This window comes from Streptomyces sp. NPDC053474 (assembly GCF_044544845.1).
Taxonomy (GTDB): domain Bacteria; phylum Actinomycetota; class Actinomycetes; order Streptomycetales; family Streptomycetaceae; genus Streptomyces.
In genome coordinates this window covers 546,204-564,833 of sequence record NZ_JBITXV010000002.1, presented here as the reverse complement: position 1 = coordinate 564,833, position 18,630 = coordinate 546,204, and the positions used below count along the sequence as shown (strand labels likewise).

The following is an 18,630-nucleotide window of genomic DNA, read 5'->3' as shown; positions in this document are numbered from 1 at the left end:
GTAGTTAGTCCGTTTTGCCGTGGCACGCCGAGGCGGCGCCGCCGTGGGTCGCCGCGCCGTCCCCGGACCCGGCCCGGAACCCGACCCCGGGCTCGGCCCCGGCCCATGGCGTCAGCCGACCGCCTGCGTCAGCAGGTCAGCCGCCGCCTCGCGCTCCCGCATCCGCCGCAGCGGTCCGTCAACGGCCACCAGCTCCTCGTACGCGCCACGCTGTACGACGTGACCGGCCTCCAGCACGATCACCTCGTCAACTTTGTCCAGTCCGGAGAGACGGTGGGTGATGAGCAGCGTCGTCCGCCCCTCGGTGGCCGCGAGCAGATCGGCGGTGAGGGCGTCGGCCGTCGGCAGGTCGAGGTGTTCGGCGGGCTCGTCGAGGACGAGGACGGGGAAGTCCGCGAGGAGCGCGCGGGCCAGCGCGAGCCGCTGCCGCTGCCCTCCGGAGAGGCGGGCCCCGTGTTCGCCGACAAGCGTGTCCAGGCCGTCGGGCAGGGACCGCACCCAGCCGTCGAGCCGGGCGCGCGCCAGGGCCCCATACAACTCGTCGTCGCTCGCGTCCTTGCGGGCGAGCAGCAGGTTCTCGCGCACGGAGCTGTCGAAGACATGCGCGTCCTGCGCGCACAGGCCGACCAGGCGCCGCACGTCGTCACCGTCCAGCCGGGAGGTATCGGTGCCGCCGAGGGCGTACGTCCCCTCGTACGCGCCCAGGAAACGCAGCAGGACGTGGGCGAGCGTGGTCTTGCCCGAGCCGGAGGGGCCGACGACGGCGACGCGGCGGCCGCGTTCGAGGGCCAGGGACACGCCCGCGAGCGCGTCCCGCTCCTGCCCCTTGTAGCGGACCCGCAGACCGTCGAGGCGCAGCGGGAAGGGCGAGCGCGGCGCCCGGGGCTCCTCGGTCCCGGGAGCGGCCGAGGACACCGGGTGGGGGCCCGGCAGCGGGTCGGGCACGTCCAGGACCTCGTGGACCCGCTCGGCGCTCTTCTTGACGCGCTGGCGGTACTGCACGGCCAGCGGCAGTCCCATCACGGCCTCGAACGCGGCGAGCGGCGTCAGGACGACCACGGCGAGCGCGACACCGCTGAGCCGTCCGTCGTGCACCCCCTGGACGCCGACGACCGCCGCGGCGGCCACGGTGAGGCCCGTCGCGAGCGCGCCGAGCCCGTCGCCGAGCGCGGTGGCGCTCGCCGTCCGGGACGCGATCCGGGTCAGCTCGGCGTCGGCGTCCCGGACGTGCGCGGTACGGCGCCGCAGCGCGCCCGCGACCGTCAACTCGGCCGTCCCCGTGAGCAGATCGGCCACGCGGGTGGCGAGCACCCCGCGCGCGGGGGCCAGCTTCCGCTCCGCGCGGCGGGCCACGGCTCCGCTGACCAGCGGCACCCCGACCCCGGCGACCAGCAGGCCGACGGCGAGTACCGCGCCCGCCTCCGGCAGCAGCCAGGCCGTGAAGCCGACCGCGCCGACGCTCACGACCGCGGCGGCGCCGACGGGCAGCAGCCAGCGCAGCCAGTAGTCCTGGAGCGCGTCCACGTCGGCGACGAGCCGGGACAGCAGATCACCGCGGCGCGTGCCGCGCAGGCCCGCGGGGGCGAGGCGTTCGAGGCGCCGGAACACGGTGACCCGCATGTCGGCCAGCATCCGCAGCACCGCGTCGTGCGACACCAGGCGCTCGGCGTAGCGGAAGCAGGCCCGCCCGATGCCGAAGGCGCGGGTCGCCGTGACGGCGATCATCAGGTACATCACGGGCGGCTGCTCCGAGGCCCGCGAGATCAGCCACCCGGAGGTGGCCATGAGGCCCACGGCACTGCCCAGCGCGAGGCTGCCGAGCAGCAGGGCGAGGCTCAGCCGCCCCCTGCGGGGACGCGCCACGGCCCGCACACGCGCGAGGACACCGCCCTTCGGACGGGACTCCTGCCACACCTCCGACTCCCGCACACCCGAAGCCCGCACGCCCGAAGCCCGCGCATCCGAATCCCACGCGCCCGAAGCCCGCACCCCCGCATCCCCCGCGCCCGAAGCCCGCACGCCCGACTCCGACTCGCCCGCCCCCCACGCGCCCGACTCCCACGCCCCCAACCGCTCCCCGGCCCCCGCGCCGCCCCCGTCGAGAGCCACCGCGTGCTCCCCGCCGTGGCCCACCGGGCCGGTAGAAGCCGCAGGCGAGCACAACACCCCCCGCGAGCCCGCCGTTTCGGAGGCTCCCACCCGGACCACCCGGTCCGCGACGGCCAGCAGCGCGGGCCGGTGGACGACCAGCACCACGGTCCGCCCCACGGCCAGCCGCCGGACGGCCTCGACGACCCCTGCCTCGGTCGCCCCGTCCAGGGCGGCGGTCGGCTCGTCGAGCAGCACCACGGGCCGGTCCGCGAGGAACGCCCGCGCCAGGGCGACCCGTTGCCGCTGCCCGGCGGAGAGCCCGGCCCCGTCCTCGCCGAGGGCGGTCTCCGCCCCCAGCGGCAGGGCGTCCACGAACTCCAGCGCTCCGGCCGCGCGCAGGGCCTCCCGCACGGCCCCGTCGTCCGCGTCCGGCCGCGCGAGCCGTACGTTGTCCGCGATGGACCCCGCGAAGAGGTGCGGCCGCTGCGGCACCCACGCCACCTGCTCCCGCCACCGCTCCAGGGACACGTCCGCCAGGTCCGCGTCGCCGACGCACACCCGCCCCGCGGTGGGCTCGACGAAACCGAGCAGTGCGTTCAGGAGGGTCGACTTGCCGGAGCCGCTGGGCCCGACCAGGGCGACGGTCTCCCCGCGCCCTACGGTGAACGAGACCCCGCTGACGGCGTCCGCCGCCCGGCCCGGGTAGCGGACGGCCAGGTCCTCCACGCGCAGCGGGCCCGCGGGCACCGGCGCGCTCCCTCCGGCCGGAACGGGGGTCTCCAGGACCTCGAAGATCTCCTCCGCCGCGGCGAGCCCCTCCGCTGCCGCGTGGTACCGCGCGCCGACCTGCCGCAGCGGCAAGTACGCCTCGGGCGCGAGGATCAGGATGACCAGGCCGTCGTACAGCGCCATGTCGCCGTGCACGAGCCGCATGCCGATGGTGACCGCCACCAGGGCCACGGAGATGGTGGCGAGCAGTTCCAGGGCGAACGACGACAGGAACGCGATGCGCAGCGTCCGCATGGTCGCCCGCCGGTACTCCCCGGTGATCTTGCGGATCGCCTCGGCCTGCGCCTTGGCACGGCCGAACACCTTGAGGGTCGGCAGGCCCGCCACTACGTCGAGGAAGTGGCCCGAAAGGCGCGAGAGGAGCCGCCACTGGCGGTCCATCCGGGCCTGGGTCGCCCAGCCGATCAGGATCATGAAGACCGGGATCAGCGGCAGCGTGCCGGTGATGATCGCCGCCGACACCCAGTCCTCGGTGACGACGCGCGCGAGCACCGCCACCGGGACCACCACCGCGAGGCCCAGCTGCGGCAGATAGCGCGAGAAGTAGTCATCGAGCGCGTCCACGCCCCGGGTGGCCAGGTTGATCAGCGAGCCCGTCCGCTGCCCCGTCAGCCACCCGGGCCCCAGCGCCCCGGCCCGCTCGACAAGGCGCCTTCGCAGCTCCGACTTGACCGCCGCGCTGGCCCGGTGCGCGGCGAGTTCGGTCAGCCAGGCCACGATCCCCCGGCCCACGGCGACCGCCGTGAGCAGCAGGATCGGGGTGTGCAACGCACCGACCGAGAGCCCGCGCTGGAAGGAGCCCACCACGATCTCGGCGATGAGCATCGCCTGGGCCACCACGAGCCCCGCCCCGGCGAGACCGAGAACCACCACCGCGGCCAGGAAGAAGCGAGTGGCACGGGCGTACCGGAGCAGGCGCGGGTCGATTGGTTTCACGTGAAACACACCCTCCCAAGGACCGGGGAAGCAGGGCCAGTTGCCGCGGCGGACGCGGTCATGGACTTAGTGGGCGCCGCCGACCGGAAGGTCGGGAGCGATGTGCTGCGTACCGATGCGCTTGCGGAACACCCAGTACGTCCACGACTGGTAGAGCAGCACGACAGGCGTCGCGATCCCCGCGCACCAGGTCATGATCTTCAAGGTGTAGGGCGTCGACGAGGCGTTGGTGACCGTCAGGCTCCAGTCCTCGTTCAGCGACGACGGCATGACGTTCGGGAAGAGGGTCAGGAAGAGCATCGCGACGGCGGCGACGATCGTGACGCCGGACAGGGCGAATGACCAGCCTTCCCGCCCGAGTTGGATCGCTCCGATGGCGGCCACGAGGGCGACGACGGCGACGATCATCGCGGCCAGGCTCTTGCCGTCGCCGTTGTCCAGCTGGGTCCAGATCAGGAAGCCGAGCGCGAGCGCCGCCGTGACGAGTCCGAGTACGACCGCGAGCTTGCGGGCCCGCATCCGGATGTCGCCCACCGTCTTGAGCGCGGTGAACACCGTGCCGTGGAAGGTGAAGAGCGTCAGCGTGACCAGGCCGCCGAGGATCGCGTACGGGTTGAGCAGGTCCCAGACATTGCCCACGTACTCCTTCTGCGCGTCGATCTTCACGCCGCGCACGATGTTGCCGAAGGCCACGCCCCACAGGAACGCCGGGAGCAGCGAGGTCCAGAAGATCGCGTGCTCCCAGTTGCTCTGCCAGCGCTCCTCGGGGCGCTTCGCCCGGTACTCGAAGGCGACACCGCGCACGATCAGGCAGAGCAGGATCAGCAGCAGCGGCAGATAGAAGCCGGAGAAGAGCGTCGCGTACCACTCGGGGAAGGCGGCGAAGGTCGCGCCGCCCGCCGAGAGCAGCCACACCTCGTTGCCGTCCCAGACCGGGCCGATGGTGTTGATGAGCACCCGCTTCTCGGTCCGGTCACGGGCGAGCAGCTTGGTGAGGACCCCGACCCCGAAGTCGAAGCCTTCGAGGAAGAAGTAGCCGATCCACAGGACGGCGATCAGGACGAACCAGACGTCGTGCAGTTCCATGTGCGCCCAGCTCCTTTAGTACGAGAAGGCCATGGGCCGGTCGGCGTCGGCGTCGGCGTCCGTGCCGGTGCCGCCACCGGGCGGGCCGCCGATCTTGGTGGGCGGGTTGAGGTCGGCGTCGGTGAGCTCGGGCGGGCCCTTGCGCACGTACTTGAGCAGCAGCTTGACCTCGACCACGGCGAGGATCGCGTAGATCAGCGTGAAGACGATCAGCGAGGTGAGCACCTCACCCTGCGAGACGCCGGGGGAGACCGCGTCCTTGGTCTTCAGGACGCCGTAGACGACCCAGGGCTGCCGGCCCGTCTCGGTGAAGATCCAGCCCCAGGCGGTGCCGATGAGCGGGAAGATCAGCGTCCACTGCGACAGGCGCCACCACCAGATGCCGAGCTTCGGGGCCAGCTCCTTGTTCTTGGTGAGCATCAGCTTCGGCACGTCCTCGTCGCCCGTGCGGTGCTCCGGGGCGAGCCAGACCTTCCGCCTGGTGAGCCAGAGTCCGGCGGTGCACAGGGCCATGGAGACCCCGCCGAAGCCGATCATCCAGCGGTAGGACCAGTAGGCGGTGGGGATGTTGGGCCGGTAGTCACCGGGGCCGAACTTGTCCTGCGCCTCCTTGTTGAGGTCGTTGATGCCGGGGATCTCCGCGCTGAAGTTGTTCTTGGCGAGGAAGGAGAGGACCCCGGGGATCTCTATGGCGACGTCGTTGTGGCCCTTGGCGACGTCGCCGTAAGCGAACAGCGAGAACGGCGCGGGCTTCTCCGACTCCCACAGCGCCTCGGCGGCCGACATCTTCATCGGCTGCTGCTCGTACATGACCTTGCCGAGGGTGTCGGCGCTGATGAGGGTGAGCAGGGTGCCGACGAACGCGGTGACCAGGCCGAGCCGCAGCGACATCCGCATGGTGCGGACGTGCCGCTTCTTGCGCAGGTGGAAGATGGCGATGCCGGTCACGAAGGCGCCGCCGACCAGGATGGTCGCCGCGATGACGTGGAAGAAGTTGACGAGCGTCGTCTCCTGGAACAGCACCTTGGCGAAGTCGGTGAGCTCGGCGCGCTTCGTGCCGTCGCGCTCGGTGATCTTGTAGCCCACCGGGTGCTGCATAAAGGCGTTCGCGGCGATGATGAAGTACGCCGAGAGGATCGTGCCGATCGACACCATCCAGATCGTCGCGCAGTGCAGCTTCTTCGGGAGCTTGTCCCAGCCGAAGATCCACAGGCCGATGAAGGTCGACTCGAAGAAGAAGGCGATCAGGGCCTCGAAGGCGAGCGGAGCGCCGAAGACGTCGCCGACGAACCGTGAGTAGTCGGACCAGTTCATGCCGAACTGGAACTCCTGCACGATGCCGGTGACGACACCCATCGCGATGTTGATCAGGAACAGCTTGCCCCAGAACTTGGTCGCTCTGAGGTAGTGCTCCTTGCCCGTCCGCACCCAGGCGGTCTCAAGGATCGCCGTGAGGGCGGCCAGGGAGATCGTCAGGGGGACGAAGAGGAAGTGGTAGACGGTGGTGATGCCGAACTGCCATCGCGCCAGGGTTTCCGGCGCCAGAGCCAGGTCCACGTCGACTTCTCCTTACATGCCGTCGTCATAGCGGCAGTTTGCCCCTTATGTCATAGACAACTGCGGAGCAAGTGGGACACGCTTGTGAACGCGTTCACATTCACAAGCATTATGTCGTACGGGCTGTCGAGGCTTGAAAGGGGGGTCCCGTTACCGCCAGGAACGGGGTAGGCGACGCGCTCGCGGGTGGGGTCGTTCGGCCCTGTCGCGGCGGTCGGCTGGGGCCTCATGGCGGCCGTACGGCCCTGTCGCCGCCCTCGCGAGGCTCCGCGGCCCGGACGGGCATCACTGCTGTGACCTGGGGAAATGCTGCTTCGCGAGCGCCTGCGAGGCTCTCGGCCGCAACAAGAACGCCCCGCGCGGACACGAGGGTCCACGCGGGGCGTCAGGGCCGGACCAAGCAGATCCGGCCGGATGCCTAGAGCTCCTTGAGGAACTCCTCCGCCACCTTCAGGAAGATGTCGTTGGCCTCCACCTCACCGATCGTGACGCGGACGCCCTCGCCCGGGAACGGCCGCACGGTGACGCCCGCCTGCTCGCACACCCCGGCGAAGTCCACGGTCCGGTCACCGGTCCGCAGCCACACGAAGTTCGCCTGGGTGTCGGGCACCGTCCAGCCCTGCGACCGCAGCCCCTCCAGGACCCGCGTGCGCTCGCCGACCAGCACGCCGACCCGGCCGAGCAGTTCGTCCTCGGCCCGCAGCGAGGCCACCGCCGCGTCCTGGGCGAGCTGGCTGACGCCGAAGGGCACCGCCGTCTTGCGCAGCGCGGCCGCCACCGGCTCGTGCGCGATCGCGAAGCCGACGCGCAGGCCCGCGAGGCCGTACGCCTTGGAGAAGGTTCGCAGGACGCAGACGTTCGGCCGGTCGCGGTAGAGCTCGATGCCGTCCGGGACCTCCGGATCCCTGACGAACTCCCGGTAGGCCTCGTCGAGCACCACCAGGATGTCGCTCGGCACCCGGTCGAGGAAGCGCTCGAGCTCGGCCTTGCGGACCGCGGTGCCGGTCGGGTTGTTGGGGTTGCAGACGAAGATCAGGCGCGTGCGCTCCGTGATGGCCGCCGCCATCGCGTCGAGGTCGTGGACCTCCCCGGAGGTCAGCGGCACCCGCACCGAGGTGGCCCCGCTGATCTGCGTGATGATCGGGTACGCCTCGAAGGACCGCCAGGCGTAGATCACCTCGTCGCCCGGGCCCGACGTCGCCTGGATCAGCTGCTGAGCGACGCCGACGGAGCCGGTGCCCGTCGCGACGTGCGACACGGGCACCCCGAACCGGTCGGCCAGCTCGCTCATCAGCCCCGTACAGGCCATGTCCGGGTACCGGTTGAAGGCCCGCACGGTCTCCAGCGCGGTCTCAAGCACGCCCGGCAGCGGCGGGTAGGGGTTCTCGTTCGAGGACAGCTTGTACGCCTGTCGGCCCTCGGCCGCGGCGGGCTTGCCCGGCTTGTAGGTGGGAATACCCTCCAACTCGGCGCGCAGCCTCGGGCTCGTCTCGCTCACCGCGGTCCTCCTCGTGATCATCCGGCCTTCAATGATTCTCACCTTATGAGGATTCGCGGCCGCTGCGAATGCCCTGGCGGCCCCAATCAGCGCGTATGCCGTCCCGGCGGCCCGCCCCACGGGCACCCGGCGGCCCGCCCCACGGGCATCCGGCGGCCCGCCTCACGCGCATCCGGCCGCCCGCGCCACGCGCATCCGGGGGCCCTCCGGCCCGAGCCGGGGGCGCGGCCCAGCTCACGCCCGCCGCGCGCGATCTCTGGGGGCGCTCCCTGCGGAAGCGCGCGCCGGTGGCTCACTCCGTGGCGCGCATCACCCGTGAAGGTGAGTTGAGACCTCTTCGAGACCTCGCTCATTTGGCAGGCCCCCGCGCGACGACAAGGGGACGATGCTGGACGAGACGTCCAACTCCCTTGCAATCTAAGGTCATTGAGGGAAAATCACCATGCAGAATCGTGCCTGTCAACGGGTGAATATGCGCCCGCACTACCCACCCCCATGAGCCCTACTATCGGCTCGCCATGACAGCAGCAGGGAAGCACCAGGTGAGCCGAGCGGAGACCGCCCGCCGGGGCAACCGGCAAAGCCGAGCCGGCATCAGAGACGTCGCCGCCGCAGCCGGTGTCTCCATCACGACGGTCTCCGACGCGCTCAACGGCAAAGGGCGACTGCCCGATGCCACTCGACGCCATGTCCGCGAGGTCGCCGACCGCCTCGGCTATCGCCCGTCGGCGGCCGCCCGAACACTCCGTACCGGCAAGTCGGGCCTCATCGGCCTGACCGTGACGACGTACGGGGATGAACCTTTCACCTTCACCGAGTTCGCGTACTTCGCGGAGATGGCGAGAGCCGCCACATCCGCCGCCCTCGCCCGGGGCTACGCCCTGGTCATCCTGCCCGCGACCTCGCGCCGCAGCCCCGTCGACGTCTGGTCGAACGTGGCGCTCGACGGCACCGTCGTCGTCGACCCCTCCGACCACGACCCCGTGGTCAGCGAGCTGGTCCGGCAGGGCCTGCCGGTGGTCTCCGACGGCCGCCCGGCCGGCTCCCTGCCGGTCACGGCCTGGGTCGACAACGACCACGAGGCCGCGGTCCTGGAGATCCTCGAACACCTCGCCGCGGCCGGTGCCCGCCGCATCGGCCTGCTCACCGGCACCACCACGGACACCTACACCCATCTGTCCACCACCGCCTATCTGCGCTGGTGCGAGCGCGTCGGCCAGGACCCGGTGTACGAGTCCTACCCCGCGCACGACCCGTGCGCGGGCGCCGTCGCCGCCGACCGGCTGCTCGCCCGGCCCGACCGGCCCGACGCCGTCTACGGCCTGTTCGACCCGAACGGCACCGACCTGCTCGCCGCGGCCCGCCGCTACGGCCTGCGCGTACCGGACGACCTGCTGCTCGTGTGCTGCAGCGAGTCGACCGTGTACGCCACCACCGAGCCGCCCATCACCACGCTCTCGCTGAAGCCGCGCCGCATCGGCACCGCCGTGGTCCAGCTGCTCATCGACGCCATCGAAGGCCTGGACACCGGCCGTCCCGTCGAGCAGGTGATACCGACCGAGCTGATCGTGCGCACCTCGTCCGAGCGACGCCCCCCGCGCACAACCGTCAGCCCGCCCCGCGCCCCGGGCCACGGCTGACCCCCCGCGCTCCCGACCGCCCGACCAGGGGCCCGGGGTCATCACCCCGGGCCCGTGGCCTGCGGGGAAACCTCGGGCCAATTCGGGAGAAAACCGTGGTGAACTGGGTCTCCCCATCGATTCACCACCCCTGGTGCACCACACAGCGACAGCCGCATTCCTATGATGGGCGGACGACACCGCGGGCCGCTGCGACCAGGCAGTCCGATCACGGTGCAGATGCGGCGCAATGGTGGTGGAGGGGTCGATGACTCAGGGGGCCGGTCAGGGACCCGAGGTGCGGACGGCGACGCTGCGCGACTTCCGCGTTCCCGCGTACGTGTACGAGGGCGTCCGCGAGACCGGCACCCAGGCTGCCGAACGCGGCGACCAGGCCGCCGAACAGGAGCAGTCCGCCCCGGCACCCGCCGTCGGCCAGGGCCCCGGCCCCGCTCAGGGGCAGTTCCACGCCCCGCACGCCCCTGAGGCCCCCTCCGGGGCGCCGGGCGCCGTCCCGCCGCGGGTTCCCGTCCAGCCGGGCCCCGCGCGCCACGCGCACGCCCCCGAACCCCAGGCGCACCCGGTGCCCCCGCACGCCCCCGAAGCCCAGGGGCACCCCGTCGCCGCGCCCGCCCCCGACCACCTGGGACACCCCATGGCCGCGCAGGCCCCCGCCCCGGCGGCCCCGCCGGAGGTCATGTCCGTCCCGGCCCACCCCGGCGCCGCGGGCGACCTGCCCGACGGCTACACCCCCACCGAGCGCGACCTGCCCGTCATCAACCGCGGGGACACCGTGCGGGTCGAGGTGCGCGAGATGCCCGAGCCGCCGCCCGCGCCCAGCTCGGACGAGCTCGGTCCGCTCTACGTCGTGGGCGACGTCCACGGCTATCTGGACGAGCTGGTCGGGGCGCTCCAGGCGGAGGGGCTCATCGACGCCGACCTCACCTGGTGCGCGGGCAACACCCGGCTGTGGTTCCTCGGCGACTTCACCGACCGCGGGCCCGACGGCATCGGCGTCATCGACCTCGTGATGCGCCTGTCCGCCGAGGCCGCCGCCGCGGGCGGCTACTGCAAGGCGCTCATGGGCAACCACGAGCTGCTGCTCATCGGCGCCAAGCGCTTCGGCGACACCCCGGTCAACTCCGGCGCGGGCACCGCCACGTTCCAGGCCGCCTGGCTCCTGAACGGCGGGCAGAAGACCGACATGGAGCGCCTGGAGGACCACCACCTGCAGTGGATGGCCCGCCTCGACGCCATCGAGGAGGCGGACGGGCATCTGCTCGTGCACTCCGACACCACCGCCTACCTCGACTACGGCGACTCGATCGAAGAGGTCAACGACACCATCCGCGAGGCGCTCACGCGCAACGACGCGGACGAATACTGGGACCTGTTCCGCAAGTTCACCAAGCGCTTCGCCTTCCGCGACGACTCCGGCCCGGCCGCCGTACGCGAACTCCTCGACGTCTACGGCGGCAGCCGCATCGTCCACGGCCACAGCCCCATCCCGTACCTCCTGGGCGAGGTCGGCTCCGAGTACGACGGGGACGACGACGGGCGCCCGGTGATCGAAGGCCCGCACGTCTACGCCGACGGTCTGGCCATCGCCATGGACGGCGGAGTGACCATGGCCGGAAAGCTACTGGTCTGCCAGTTGCCGCTGGCTAACTGAGCGTTCACCGGGCAAGGGCACGAGTAAGCACGTCGTTACAGGACCTCGCTGGCCAGCGGGCCAATTCTGGAAACCCCCTGTCACCGCGTGCCGTCACGGCTCTACCATCGCTCTATCCGTAGCAGGCTCCCCTCCGTTTCTGCCCGACGGCTCGTGATCCTGCGAGCCCCAAGCCCTACGGAGCATCGGGGGATGCACATGAACAGCGCTCCACACCTGCTCAATGAGGACCGCCCCGAATACGCGCGGATCCTCGATGAGGCGCTGCGCACCGCACCGAACCGCCCGGAGCTGGCCGCGGTGGGCCAGCGACTCAACCCCGAGCAGCTGCGCACGATGGCTCTCAACGCCACCGCACTGATCACGGCCGCGGCAGCGACCGAATACCGCCAATATGTGAAGGTCCGTGAGGATCTGCGGAACTCCGGACGCTCCACGTCCCGATCGATCCGTGAAGGGAGCGGCTCCAGCTCCACCCCGGCCGAATCCAGTTCCGGCGGCGTGGGCCTCGCCACGATGGGCGAGGTCACCGACACCGCAGGTGCCGGAGCGGTCGCCGTGATCGCGGTTCTCGCACCGGTCCTCGCCGGGGCGGCCGCCGCGATCTTCCTTCTCGTCGGCTACATCCTGAAGATGCTCAACCCCGAGCCCGCCTTCGCGGACACCCTGCTCACTGCCGGGTGGCTGTTCGGCGCGCTCACTGCGGGCGCCATTCTGGTCGCCGCGGTCGGCCTGCTCCTGACCGCCCTGCGCAACGGCTCCACCTCCCTCCAGGCAGGCTCGCACGACGAGCGGAACGCGGAGGTGGAACGGGCCAGGGAAGCCTGGAGCCGGGCACTCCTGGAGCGCGGCATCCTGCCGTTCCTGCGGGAGGCACTCGCGGACCCGGGCGGACCGCCCGCAACCCGGCCGCCGTCGGCGGGACCGACCGGGCGCATGCCGCAACTCGGCTATCACAGGCCGGGATTCAGCAGCCCCGAGAGCGGTTCCACCACGGGCACCCGGCCGAGCTACTCCAGCCCGGACTTCTCCAGCCCGGACTACGGCGGTCCCGAGCACCGGCCCGATTGACCCGACGGACGTCATCCGGTCGCCGACAGGCGACGGGAGCGGCCCGGTCGCCGCCCGGCGACGGGGCCACTCCGGACGGGCACCGGTCCCGCGCGGGGCCGACGCGCCGGGCCCCCGCCCCGGCGCGCCAAGAGGCCGCTCCGCCCTGCCCGTACGCGGTACAGCCACGCGGTACGGACACCGCCGTGCGGCCACCGGCCCGGTCGGTCGGGCCGGTCGGTTGATCGGGCCGCTCTGTCGGTCGGCTCAGTCGGCGATGGGCAGATAGACCCGGTTCCCCGCCGCCGCGAACTCCGCGGACTTCTCCGCCATCCCCCGCTCGATCTCGGCCTGCGAGCCCCCGTGCTCCCTGCGGATGTCCTGGGAGATCTTCATCGAGCAGAACTTCGGCCCGCACATCGAGCAGAAGTGCGCCGTCTTCGCGGGCTCCGCGGGCAGCGTCTCGTCGTGGAACTCACGGGCCGTCACCGGGTCGAGGGCCAGGTTGAACTGGTCCTCCCAGCGGAATTCGAAGCGCGCGTCCGACAGCGCGTCGTCCCAGTCCTGCGCGCCCGGGTGCCCCTTGGCGAGGTCCGCCGCGTGCGCCGCGATCTTGTACGTGATGACGCCGGTCTTCACGTCGTCGCGGTTGGGCAGGCCGAGGTGCTCCTTCGGCGTGACGTAGCAGAGCATCGCCGTGCCCCACCAGCCGATCATCGCGGCGCCGATGCCGGAGGTGATGTGGTCGTACGCGGGCGCGATGTCGGTGGTCAGCGGGCCGAGCGTGTAGAACGGCGCCTCCTCGCAGATCTCCTGCTGGAGGTCGATGTTCTCCTTGATCTTGTGCATCGGGACATGGCCCGGGCCCTCGATCATCGTCTGCACGTCGTGCGCCTTGGCGATCTTGTTCAGCTCGCCCAGGGTCTCCAGCTCGGCGAACTGGGCGCGGTCGTTGGCGTCCGCGATGGAGCCGGGCCGCAGGCCGTCCCCGAGCGAGTACGTGACGTCGTACGCCGCGAGGATCTCGCAGAGCTCCTCGAAGTGCTCGTAGAGGAAGCTCTCCTTGTGGTGCGCGAGGCACCAGGCCGCCATGATCGAACCGCCGCGCGAGACGATGCCCGTCTTGCGGTTCGCGGTGAGCGGGACGTACGGCAGGCGGACGCCCGCGTGCACCGTCATGTAGTCCACGCCCTGCTCGGCCTGCTCGATGACCGTGTCCTTGTAGATGTCCCAGGTCAGCTCCTCGGCCTTGCCGTCGACCTTCTCCAGGGCCTGGTAGAGCGGCACGGTGCCGATGGGCACGGGGGAGTTGCGCAGGACCCACTCGCGGGTCGTGTGGATGTTGCGGCCGGTGGACAGGTCCATGACCGTGTCGGCGCCCCACTGGGTCGCCCACGTCATCTTGTCGACCTCCTCCTCGATGGAGGAGGTGACCGCGGAGTTGCCGATGTTGGCGTTGACCTTCACCAGGAACCGCTTGCCGATGATCATCGGCTCGATCTCCGGGTGGTTCACGTTCGCCGGCAGGACCGCGCGGCCCGCCGCGATCTCGTCGCGGACGACCTCGGGCGCCATGCTCTCCCGGATGGCCACGTACTCCATCTCCGGCGTGATCTCCCCGCGGCGCGCGTACGCGAGCTGCGTCACCGCCTGCCCGGCGCGGGCGCGGCGCGGCTGGCGCGGGCGGCCGGGGAAGACCGCGTCGAGGTTGCGCAGGCCGCCGCGGGGCGAGGTGTGCTTGATGCCGTCGTCCTCGGGGCGGACCGGGCGGCCCGCGTACTCCTCGGTGTCGCCGCGGCCGACGATCCAGTTCTCCCGCAGGGGGGTGAGCCCCCGGCGCACGTCGGTGTCGATCTCCGGGTCCGTGTACGGACCCGAGGTGTCGTACAGGGTCACGGCCTTGCCGTTGGTGAGGTGCACCTGGCGGACCGGCACGCGCAGATCGGGGCGCGAGCCCTCGATGTACGCCTTGTGCCAGCCGGTGGACTTCCCGGCCTCCGAAGCGTTCTGCCCGCTGGGCGCGGTCTGTCCGCTGTCGGGCTGCATGGAGGCAGGCGTGCGTGTGTCCGATGTGGTCATGAGACCTACTCCCTACGCCGGCATTACCCGGTAACAGGTTCGGCGGTCGACGCAGCGGCTTCCGTACGGTCCGATTCCCGTTCGTACGGAGGTCAGCGCCCTCTCAGCCCGGTGCTCCGAGCTCCCGCGTGTGCAAAGGTGCCTCCACGCTAGCGTCATATCGGGCGCGGTGAACAGAGGGCCCCCTCCGTTCTTGCGATGATCGGGCCGTGACCACCACAGAGCCCCCCACACCGCCGCCCCCTCCGGAACCGCACGGGCATGGCCACGGGCACGGCCATGCGCACAGCCACGGCCCCGCCGCGCCCGTCTCCCGGCATCTGCGCAAGGTCATCGCCGCCGTACTGATCCCCTTCGCCACGGCCGTCCTCGTCGGCCTCGTGGTGCTCTGGCCGGGCGGCACCCCCGACCACGAGCGCACCGGCGTCGGCTTCGACCGGCAGACCCAGTCGGCCACCGTGGCGAAGATGGACACGCTCCCCTGCGAGGACGTGAACGCCTCGCAGACCCCGCCCAACGGCGACACCTCAACGCCGGAGGGCCGGTCCGCGAAGACGCGCGCCGAGGGCACCTGCAAGAAGGCCACGATCAAGGTGACCAGCGGCCCGGACAAGGGCTACACCTTCACCGAGATCGTCCAGCCCGACTCCCCCCGGCAGCTGAAGCTGGGCCAAGGCGTGGTGGTCGCCTACGAGCCCAAGGCGCCCAAGGGCCTGCAGTATTCGATCGCCGACGTGAACCGCAAGGTCCCGATGGCCCTGCTCGCGGGCATCTTCGCGCTGGCCGTCGTCGTGGTGGGACGGCTGCGCGGCGTCATGGCCCTGGTCGCCCTCGCGGTGAGCTTCCTGATCCTGACCTTCTTCATCCTGCCTGCGATCCTTCAGGGCTCGAACCCCCTGGTCGTCGCGGTCGTCGGGGCCAGCGCCATCATGCTGATCGCGCTCTATATGTGCCACGGCCTGACCGCGCGCACATCGGTGGCGGTGCTCGGCACCCTGATCTCCCTCCTCCTCATCGGCCTGCTCGGCTCGCTCTTCATCGCCTGGGCCTCCCTGACCGGCAACACGGACGACAACACCGGCCTGATCCACGGCCTCTACCCGTCCATCGACATGAGCGGCCTGCTGCTCGCGGGCGTCATCATCGGCTCCCTCGGCGTGCTCGATGACGTCACCGTCACCCAGACCTCCGCGGTCTGGGAGCTGCACCAGGCCAACCCGACGATGGGCTGGCGCGGTCTGTACCGCGCGGGCATCCGCATCGGCCGCGACCACATCGCGTCGGTCGTGAACACCCTGGTCCTCGCCTACGCGGGCGCCGCTCTCCCCCTTCTGCTGCTCTTCTCCATCGCCCAGAGCAGCGTGGGCACCGTGGCCAACAGCGAGTTGGTCGCCGAGGAGATCGTCCGCACCCTGATCGGCTCGATCGGCCTCGTGGCCTCCGTCCCCGTCACCACCGCGCTCGCCGCCCTGGTGGTCTCCGCCGACCGGCCGGGCCCGGTCGGCCCGGCCGCGGGTCCGGGCACCACGGTGGGCTCCTCGGTGGGCTCCTCACATCCGGCGGGGCCCGGTGCGCCGGGCGGGCCGGTGGGGCCCGGTGGCCCTGGTGGGCCTGACGACCCTGGTGGGCCTGGCGGGCCTGGGGGGCCCGGGGGAGCGGCTGGGCCAGGGCCGGTGGGTCCCACAGGGCCCACCGGTGTCGCCTCGCCCCGCACAGGTGCCTCTTCGGCCCGGCCACGCCTCACCCGTGGCGGCACGGGCCGCCGCCGAAAACCCTGAACTCCCCCTCGCGTACCGGTCCCTCACCCCCCTCCGGTCACTGACCGCCCTGCGGCCGCTCACCGTCGTCCGGTCACTCCCCGTGAAAAGCACCCATCCGCCATCGCGCCTCGCGTCCCGCGCGCCGGGCGGTACTCAGCCCGCGCTCTGCTCCTCCGCGAGGATGCGGTGCAGCGCCTCGTCGAGATGCGTGTCGAAGTCGGCCAGCGACCGCTCCTGGCCCAGCGGCACCAGCTTGTCCGTCCGGTCGAGAAAGGCGAGCAGCGGCGCGATCCCCACCCTGAACAGCGCCTGGTCTCCCCCCACTTGCAGCCTGATGACCGCCTCGTCGAACTCGTCGTGCCCGGTGGGCGCGATGTGCACATCCCCGTCGCCGCAGGCCCGGCCCACGCCGTCCACCAGCAGCTCCCGCCCGAAGACCCAGGTCACCGGGGCGTCACCGGGCAGGTGGAAGGTCAGCCGCACCGCGTAGGGATCACACGTCTCGTACCGCAGCTCCACCGGGATCCGGAACGAGAGATCCTCCGACACAAGGAAGCTCATCATGACCTCTGCCTGGACCGACTCTCGCATCGCCGCCTACCCCGTCAGTAGCCTTCCGTGGCCAGGAACCAACTCCCTGACACTCGTGTCATCTTGCTCAACGTGCACACCAGATCACAAGGAGTGAGTTTTCAGATGCTGATAGAGAAGGCGAGTGTCCTTAGTAGCTTTCCGAGCTCGTCCTGCAGGGTGTGCGCCGCAGACATGAGCCGGTCCACCTGACCCGACGGCACGGAGATGGCCATCGTGGCCGCCGTGGTCCCCACCGTGATCGGGATCGCGGCGCAGACCGTCCCCAGCGCGTACTCCTGGTGCTCCACCACCGGTGCCATCCGCCCCAGCGCGTCCAGCCTGCGCAGCAACGTCCGTTCGTCACGCACCGTGTTCGGCGTGAGCGACCGTACCGGGTAGCGGTCGAGATGATCGCGCCGCGCCTCGTCGTCGAGCTGCGCCAGCAGGCACTGCCCGATCGCGTGGGCGTGACCGGTCTCCCGGAAGTCCGCCCACTCCTCGACGGCCGGATTGCCCGAGGTGTCGGCGATCGAGACGACCTCGATCTCGCCGTCGCGATAAATGGCGAAGTAGACCGGCGCGCCGATGGCGTCACACCAGTGCGCCAGGACGTCGCCGAGCATGGAGCGCCGGTTCTGCTGCGCCGCCCTGGCCCCCAGCCGCTCCGCTGCCTCACCGAGCACGAACACCCCGTGCTCCCGGCGCAGATAGCCTTCGTGCGTCAGCGTTCTGAGCAAGTGGTACGCCGTCGGGAGCGCGAGCCCCGACTCACGGGCCAACTGCTTCGCGGGCGCCCCGTCCTGGTGGGACGCGGCGGCCTCCAGCAGACGCATCGCCCGCTGCACGGAGCCGATCAGTGTCGGGCCGACGCCGGTTGGGCCGGTGTCGGGCGAAGCAGACTCCGTCGACGTCCTGGTTGCCGAAGCGGCGGGTGCGGAAGCGTCAGGTGCCGCAGCGGGAGTCGAGGCGTTCCCGCACGAGGTGGCTTCGCGTGCAGGGGTGTTGGCATGAGGGGAGGCGTGTGGGGATGAGGCGTCAACCGTGGCCATGGGTCACTCCCGGTGCACATGGGGGTCCACCCGTGCCGGGGATACACGGGAGGGGGCAGTGGTCCCGCCTGCGGGAACGGCCCGCGTCGGTTTTCGGACTCTAACCCTTGGCCACCGCTCCGGGGTCCCGCGCGGAGAAACTTCCCCCTCGGGAGGGAATCGCGTACTGCTTCACCCGTCGGTGTGCGATGACCTTCGCCAATCGGCGCCCGCTGACTTCGATGGTCACTGCGCGAGGATTTGCTGATCGGCGTGCGACGGCGTCACTGATCGGTGGGCTTGACCCCACCAGTCGGAGTGCTTGGCTTCGCTGGTCGGTACGGCAAAGTCGGTGGCGAGCACGGCGCGTCCCCCGGGCGGCCTGCCGCGAGACCTCCAACCGACCTGCCCTGAGATGCCTCGCCGGTCTCCCCGCGAGTTCCCCCGTCGGCCCGCTGCGGGACCCCGTCCACGCGGGACGGGCTCACCAGTCGGCGTGCGACGAGCCCCGGGACGAAGGCGAGCGGGATATGAACTTCCGCACCAGATAGATCAGTCCGCCGACCAGGGCCACGAAGAGCAGCACCTTGAAGAGCAGGGCGAACACGAAGCCGATGACGCTCGCTATCAGTCCGCCGAACACGACCAGGGCGACGATCGGCACCGCGACCCACTTCACCCACCACGGCATACCCGCGAAGATCTCTCGCATTGCCTCGCCCTTTCCCGATTCCCCATCACTGCGTTCAGTTCTCCGCCACTGCGCGGATTCCTTGTGTCTCGCATTCGATGCTAGGACGGAAAGAGCCCGTTCGGGGCCGCGAGATCCCTTGTCCGCCCCTGACTCTTCCCCTAGGGAACCCCGGGGTTCGGACCCTGATCCAGCACCTGC

At 71.1% G+C, this 18,630-nt stretch carries 12 protein-coding genes and 1 riboswitch; of the genes, 4 read left to right on the top strand and 8 right to left on the bottom strand.

Annotated elements, in window-relative coordinates; translation table 11 throughout:
- Window positions 1–111: 111 nt before the first annotated feature.
- The 4 genes from cydD to hisC form a co-directional block, all read right to left on the bottom strand.
- Window positions 112–3,816 (bottom strand): thiol reductant ABC exporter subunit CydD, encoded by a 3,705-nt coding sequence (gene cydD / locus ACIG3E_RS06150; RefSeq protein ID WP_399611847.1) that lies wholly within the window; start codon window positions 3,814–3,816, stop codon window positions 112–114.
- Window positions 3,817–3,882: 66 nt separating this feature from the next.
- Window positions 3,883–4,902: a cytochrome d ubiquinol oxidase subunit II gene (cydB, locus tag ACIG3E_RS06145; RefSeq protein WP_399611845.1), complete on the bottom strand. Its 1,020-nt coding sequence runs from the start codon at window positions 4,900–4,902 to the stop codon at window positions 3,883–3,885.
- 15 nt (window positions 4,903–4,917) lie between these two features.
- Complete coding sequence (locus ACIG3E_RS06140) at window positions 4,918–6,459, bottom strand: cytochrome ubiquinol oxidase subunit I (protein ID WP_399611843.1); 1,542 nt, start codon at window positions 6,457–6,459, stop codon at window positions 4,918–4,920.
- A 418-nt stretch (window positions 6,460–6,877) separates the two neighbouring features.
- Window positions 6,878–7,957 carry a histidinol-phosphate transaminase gene (gene hisC, locus ACIG3E_RS06135; RefSeq protein ID WP_399611841.1) on the bottom strand — a complete coding sequence of 360 codons (1,080 nt, stop codon included), beginning with the start codon at window positions 7,955–7,957 and terminating at the stop codon, window positions 6,878–6,880.
- 518 nt (window positions 7,958–8,475) lie between these two features.
- On the opposite strand from hisC, the gene ACIG3E_RS06130 reads away from it, so the two are divergent.
- The 3 genes from ACIG3E_RS06130 (at window position 8,476) to ACIG3E_RS06120 (ending at window position 12,319) form a co-directional block, all read left to right on the top strand.
- Window positions 8,476–9,597, top strand: a complete 1,122-nt coding sequence (locus tag ACIG3E_RS06130; protein ID WP_030677002.1) for a LacI family DNA-binding transcriptional regulator — start codon at window positions 8,476–8,478, stop codon at window positions 9,595–9,597.
- A 232-nt stretch (window positions 9,598–9,829) separates the two neighbouring features.
- Complete coding sequence (locus ACIG3E_RS06125) at window positions 9,830–11,248, top strand: metallophosphoesterase (protein ID WP_399612180.1); 1,419 nt, start codon at window positions 9,830–9,832, stop codon at window positions 11,246–11,248.
- Between the two features lie 192 nt (window positions 11,249–11,440).
- Window positions 11,441–12,319, top strand: coding sequence for a hypothetical protein (locus tag ACIG3E_RS06120; protein ID WP_399611837.1), 879 nt, complete (start codon window positions 11,441–11,443; stop codon window positions 12,317–12,319).
- Between the two features lie 246 nt (window positions 12,320–12,565).
- Here the strand turns inward: ACIG3E_RS06120 and thiC are convergent, their stop codons facing one another.
- Window positions 12,566–14,377, bottom strand: a complete 1,812-nt coding sequence (thiC, locus tag ACIG3E_RS06115; RefSeq protein WP_399611834.1) for a phosphomethylpyrimidine synthase ThiC — start codon at window positions 14,375–14,377, stop codon at window positions 12,566–12,568.
- A riboswitch (TPP riboswitch) is annotated at window positions 14,370–14,515 on the bottom strand. Its footprint overlaps the gene before it by 8 nt.
- Before the next feature lie 71 nt (window positions 14,516–14,586).
- Between thiC and ACIG3E_RS06110 the strand changes: the two genes are divergently transcribed.
- Entirely contained in the window at window positions 14,587–16,155 is a 1,569-nt protein-coding gene (locus ACIG3E_RS06110) for a YibE/F family protein (RefSeq protein ID WP_399611831.1), read from the top strand.
- A gap of 135 nt (window positions 16,156–16,290) precedes the next feature.
- Here ACIG3E_RS06110 and ACIG3E_RS06105 read toward each other — a convergent pair whose 3' ends face one another.
- The 3 genes from ACIG3E_RS06105 to ACIG3E_RS06095 all read right to left on the bottom strand — a co-directional run bounded on the left by ACIG3E_RS06105 (window position 16,291) and on the right by ACIG3E_RS06095 (window position 18,450).
- On the bottom strand, window positions 16,291–16,728 hold the full coding sequence (locus ACIG3E_RS06105; RefSeq protein WP_399611828.1) for an SsgA family sporulation/cell division regulator: 438 nt from the start codon (window positions 16,726–16,728) through the stop codon (window positions 16,291–16,293).
- A 101-nt stretch (window positions 16,729–16,829) separates the two neighbouring features.
- The gene (locus tag ACIG3E_RS06100) at window positions 16,830–17,543 is read right to left on the bottom strand and encodes an IclR family transcriptional regulator (protein WP_399611826.1); all 714 of its coding nucleotides are present in this window, start codon (window positions 17,541–17,543) and stop codon (window positions 16,830–16,832) included.
- 679 nt (window positions 17,544–18,222) lie between these two features.
- Entirely contained in the window at window positions 18,223–18,450 is a 228-nt protein-coding gene (locus ACIG3E_RS06095) for a DUF5326 family protein (RefSeq protein WP_138960661.1), read from the bottom strand.
- Window positions 18,451–18,630 lie beyond the last annotated feature (180 nt).

Coding starts and splice junctions, on each gene's coding strand:
- ACIG3E_RS06130 (WP_030677002.1), top strand. CDS start 8,476: ATGACAGCAGCAGGGAAGCACCAGGTGAGCCGAGCGGAGACCGCCCGC.
- ACIG3E_RS06105 (WP_399611828.1), bottom strand. CDS start 16,728: ATGCGAGAGTCGGTCCAGGCAGAGGTCATGATGAGCTTCCTTGTGTCG.
- ACIG3E_RS06095 (WP_138960661.1), bottom strand. CDS start 18,450: ATGCGAGAGATCTTCGCGGGTATGCCGTGGTGGGTGAAGTGGGTCGCG.
- ACIG3E_RS06100 (WP_399611826.1), bottom strand. CDS start 17,543: ATGCGTCTGCTGGAGGCCGCCGCGTCCCACCAGGACGGGGCGCCCGCG.
- cydB (WP_399611845.1), bottom strand. CDS start 4,902: ATGGAACTGCACGACGTCTGGTTCGTCCTGATCGCCGTCCTGTGGATC.
- ACIG3E_RS06120 (WP_399611837.1), top strand. CDS start 11,441: ATGCACATGAACAGCGCTCCACACCTGCTCAATGAGGACCGCCCCGAA.
- thiC (WP_399611834.1), bottom strand. CDS start 14,377: ATGACCACATCGGACACACGCACGCCTGCCTCCATGCAGCCCGACAGC.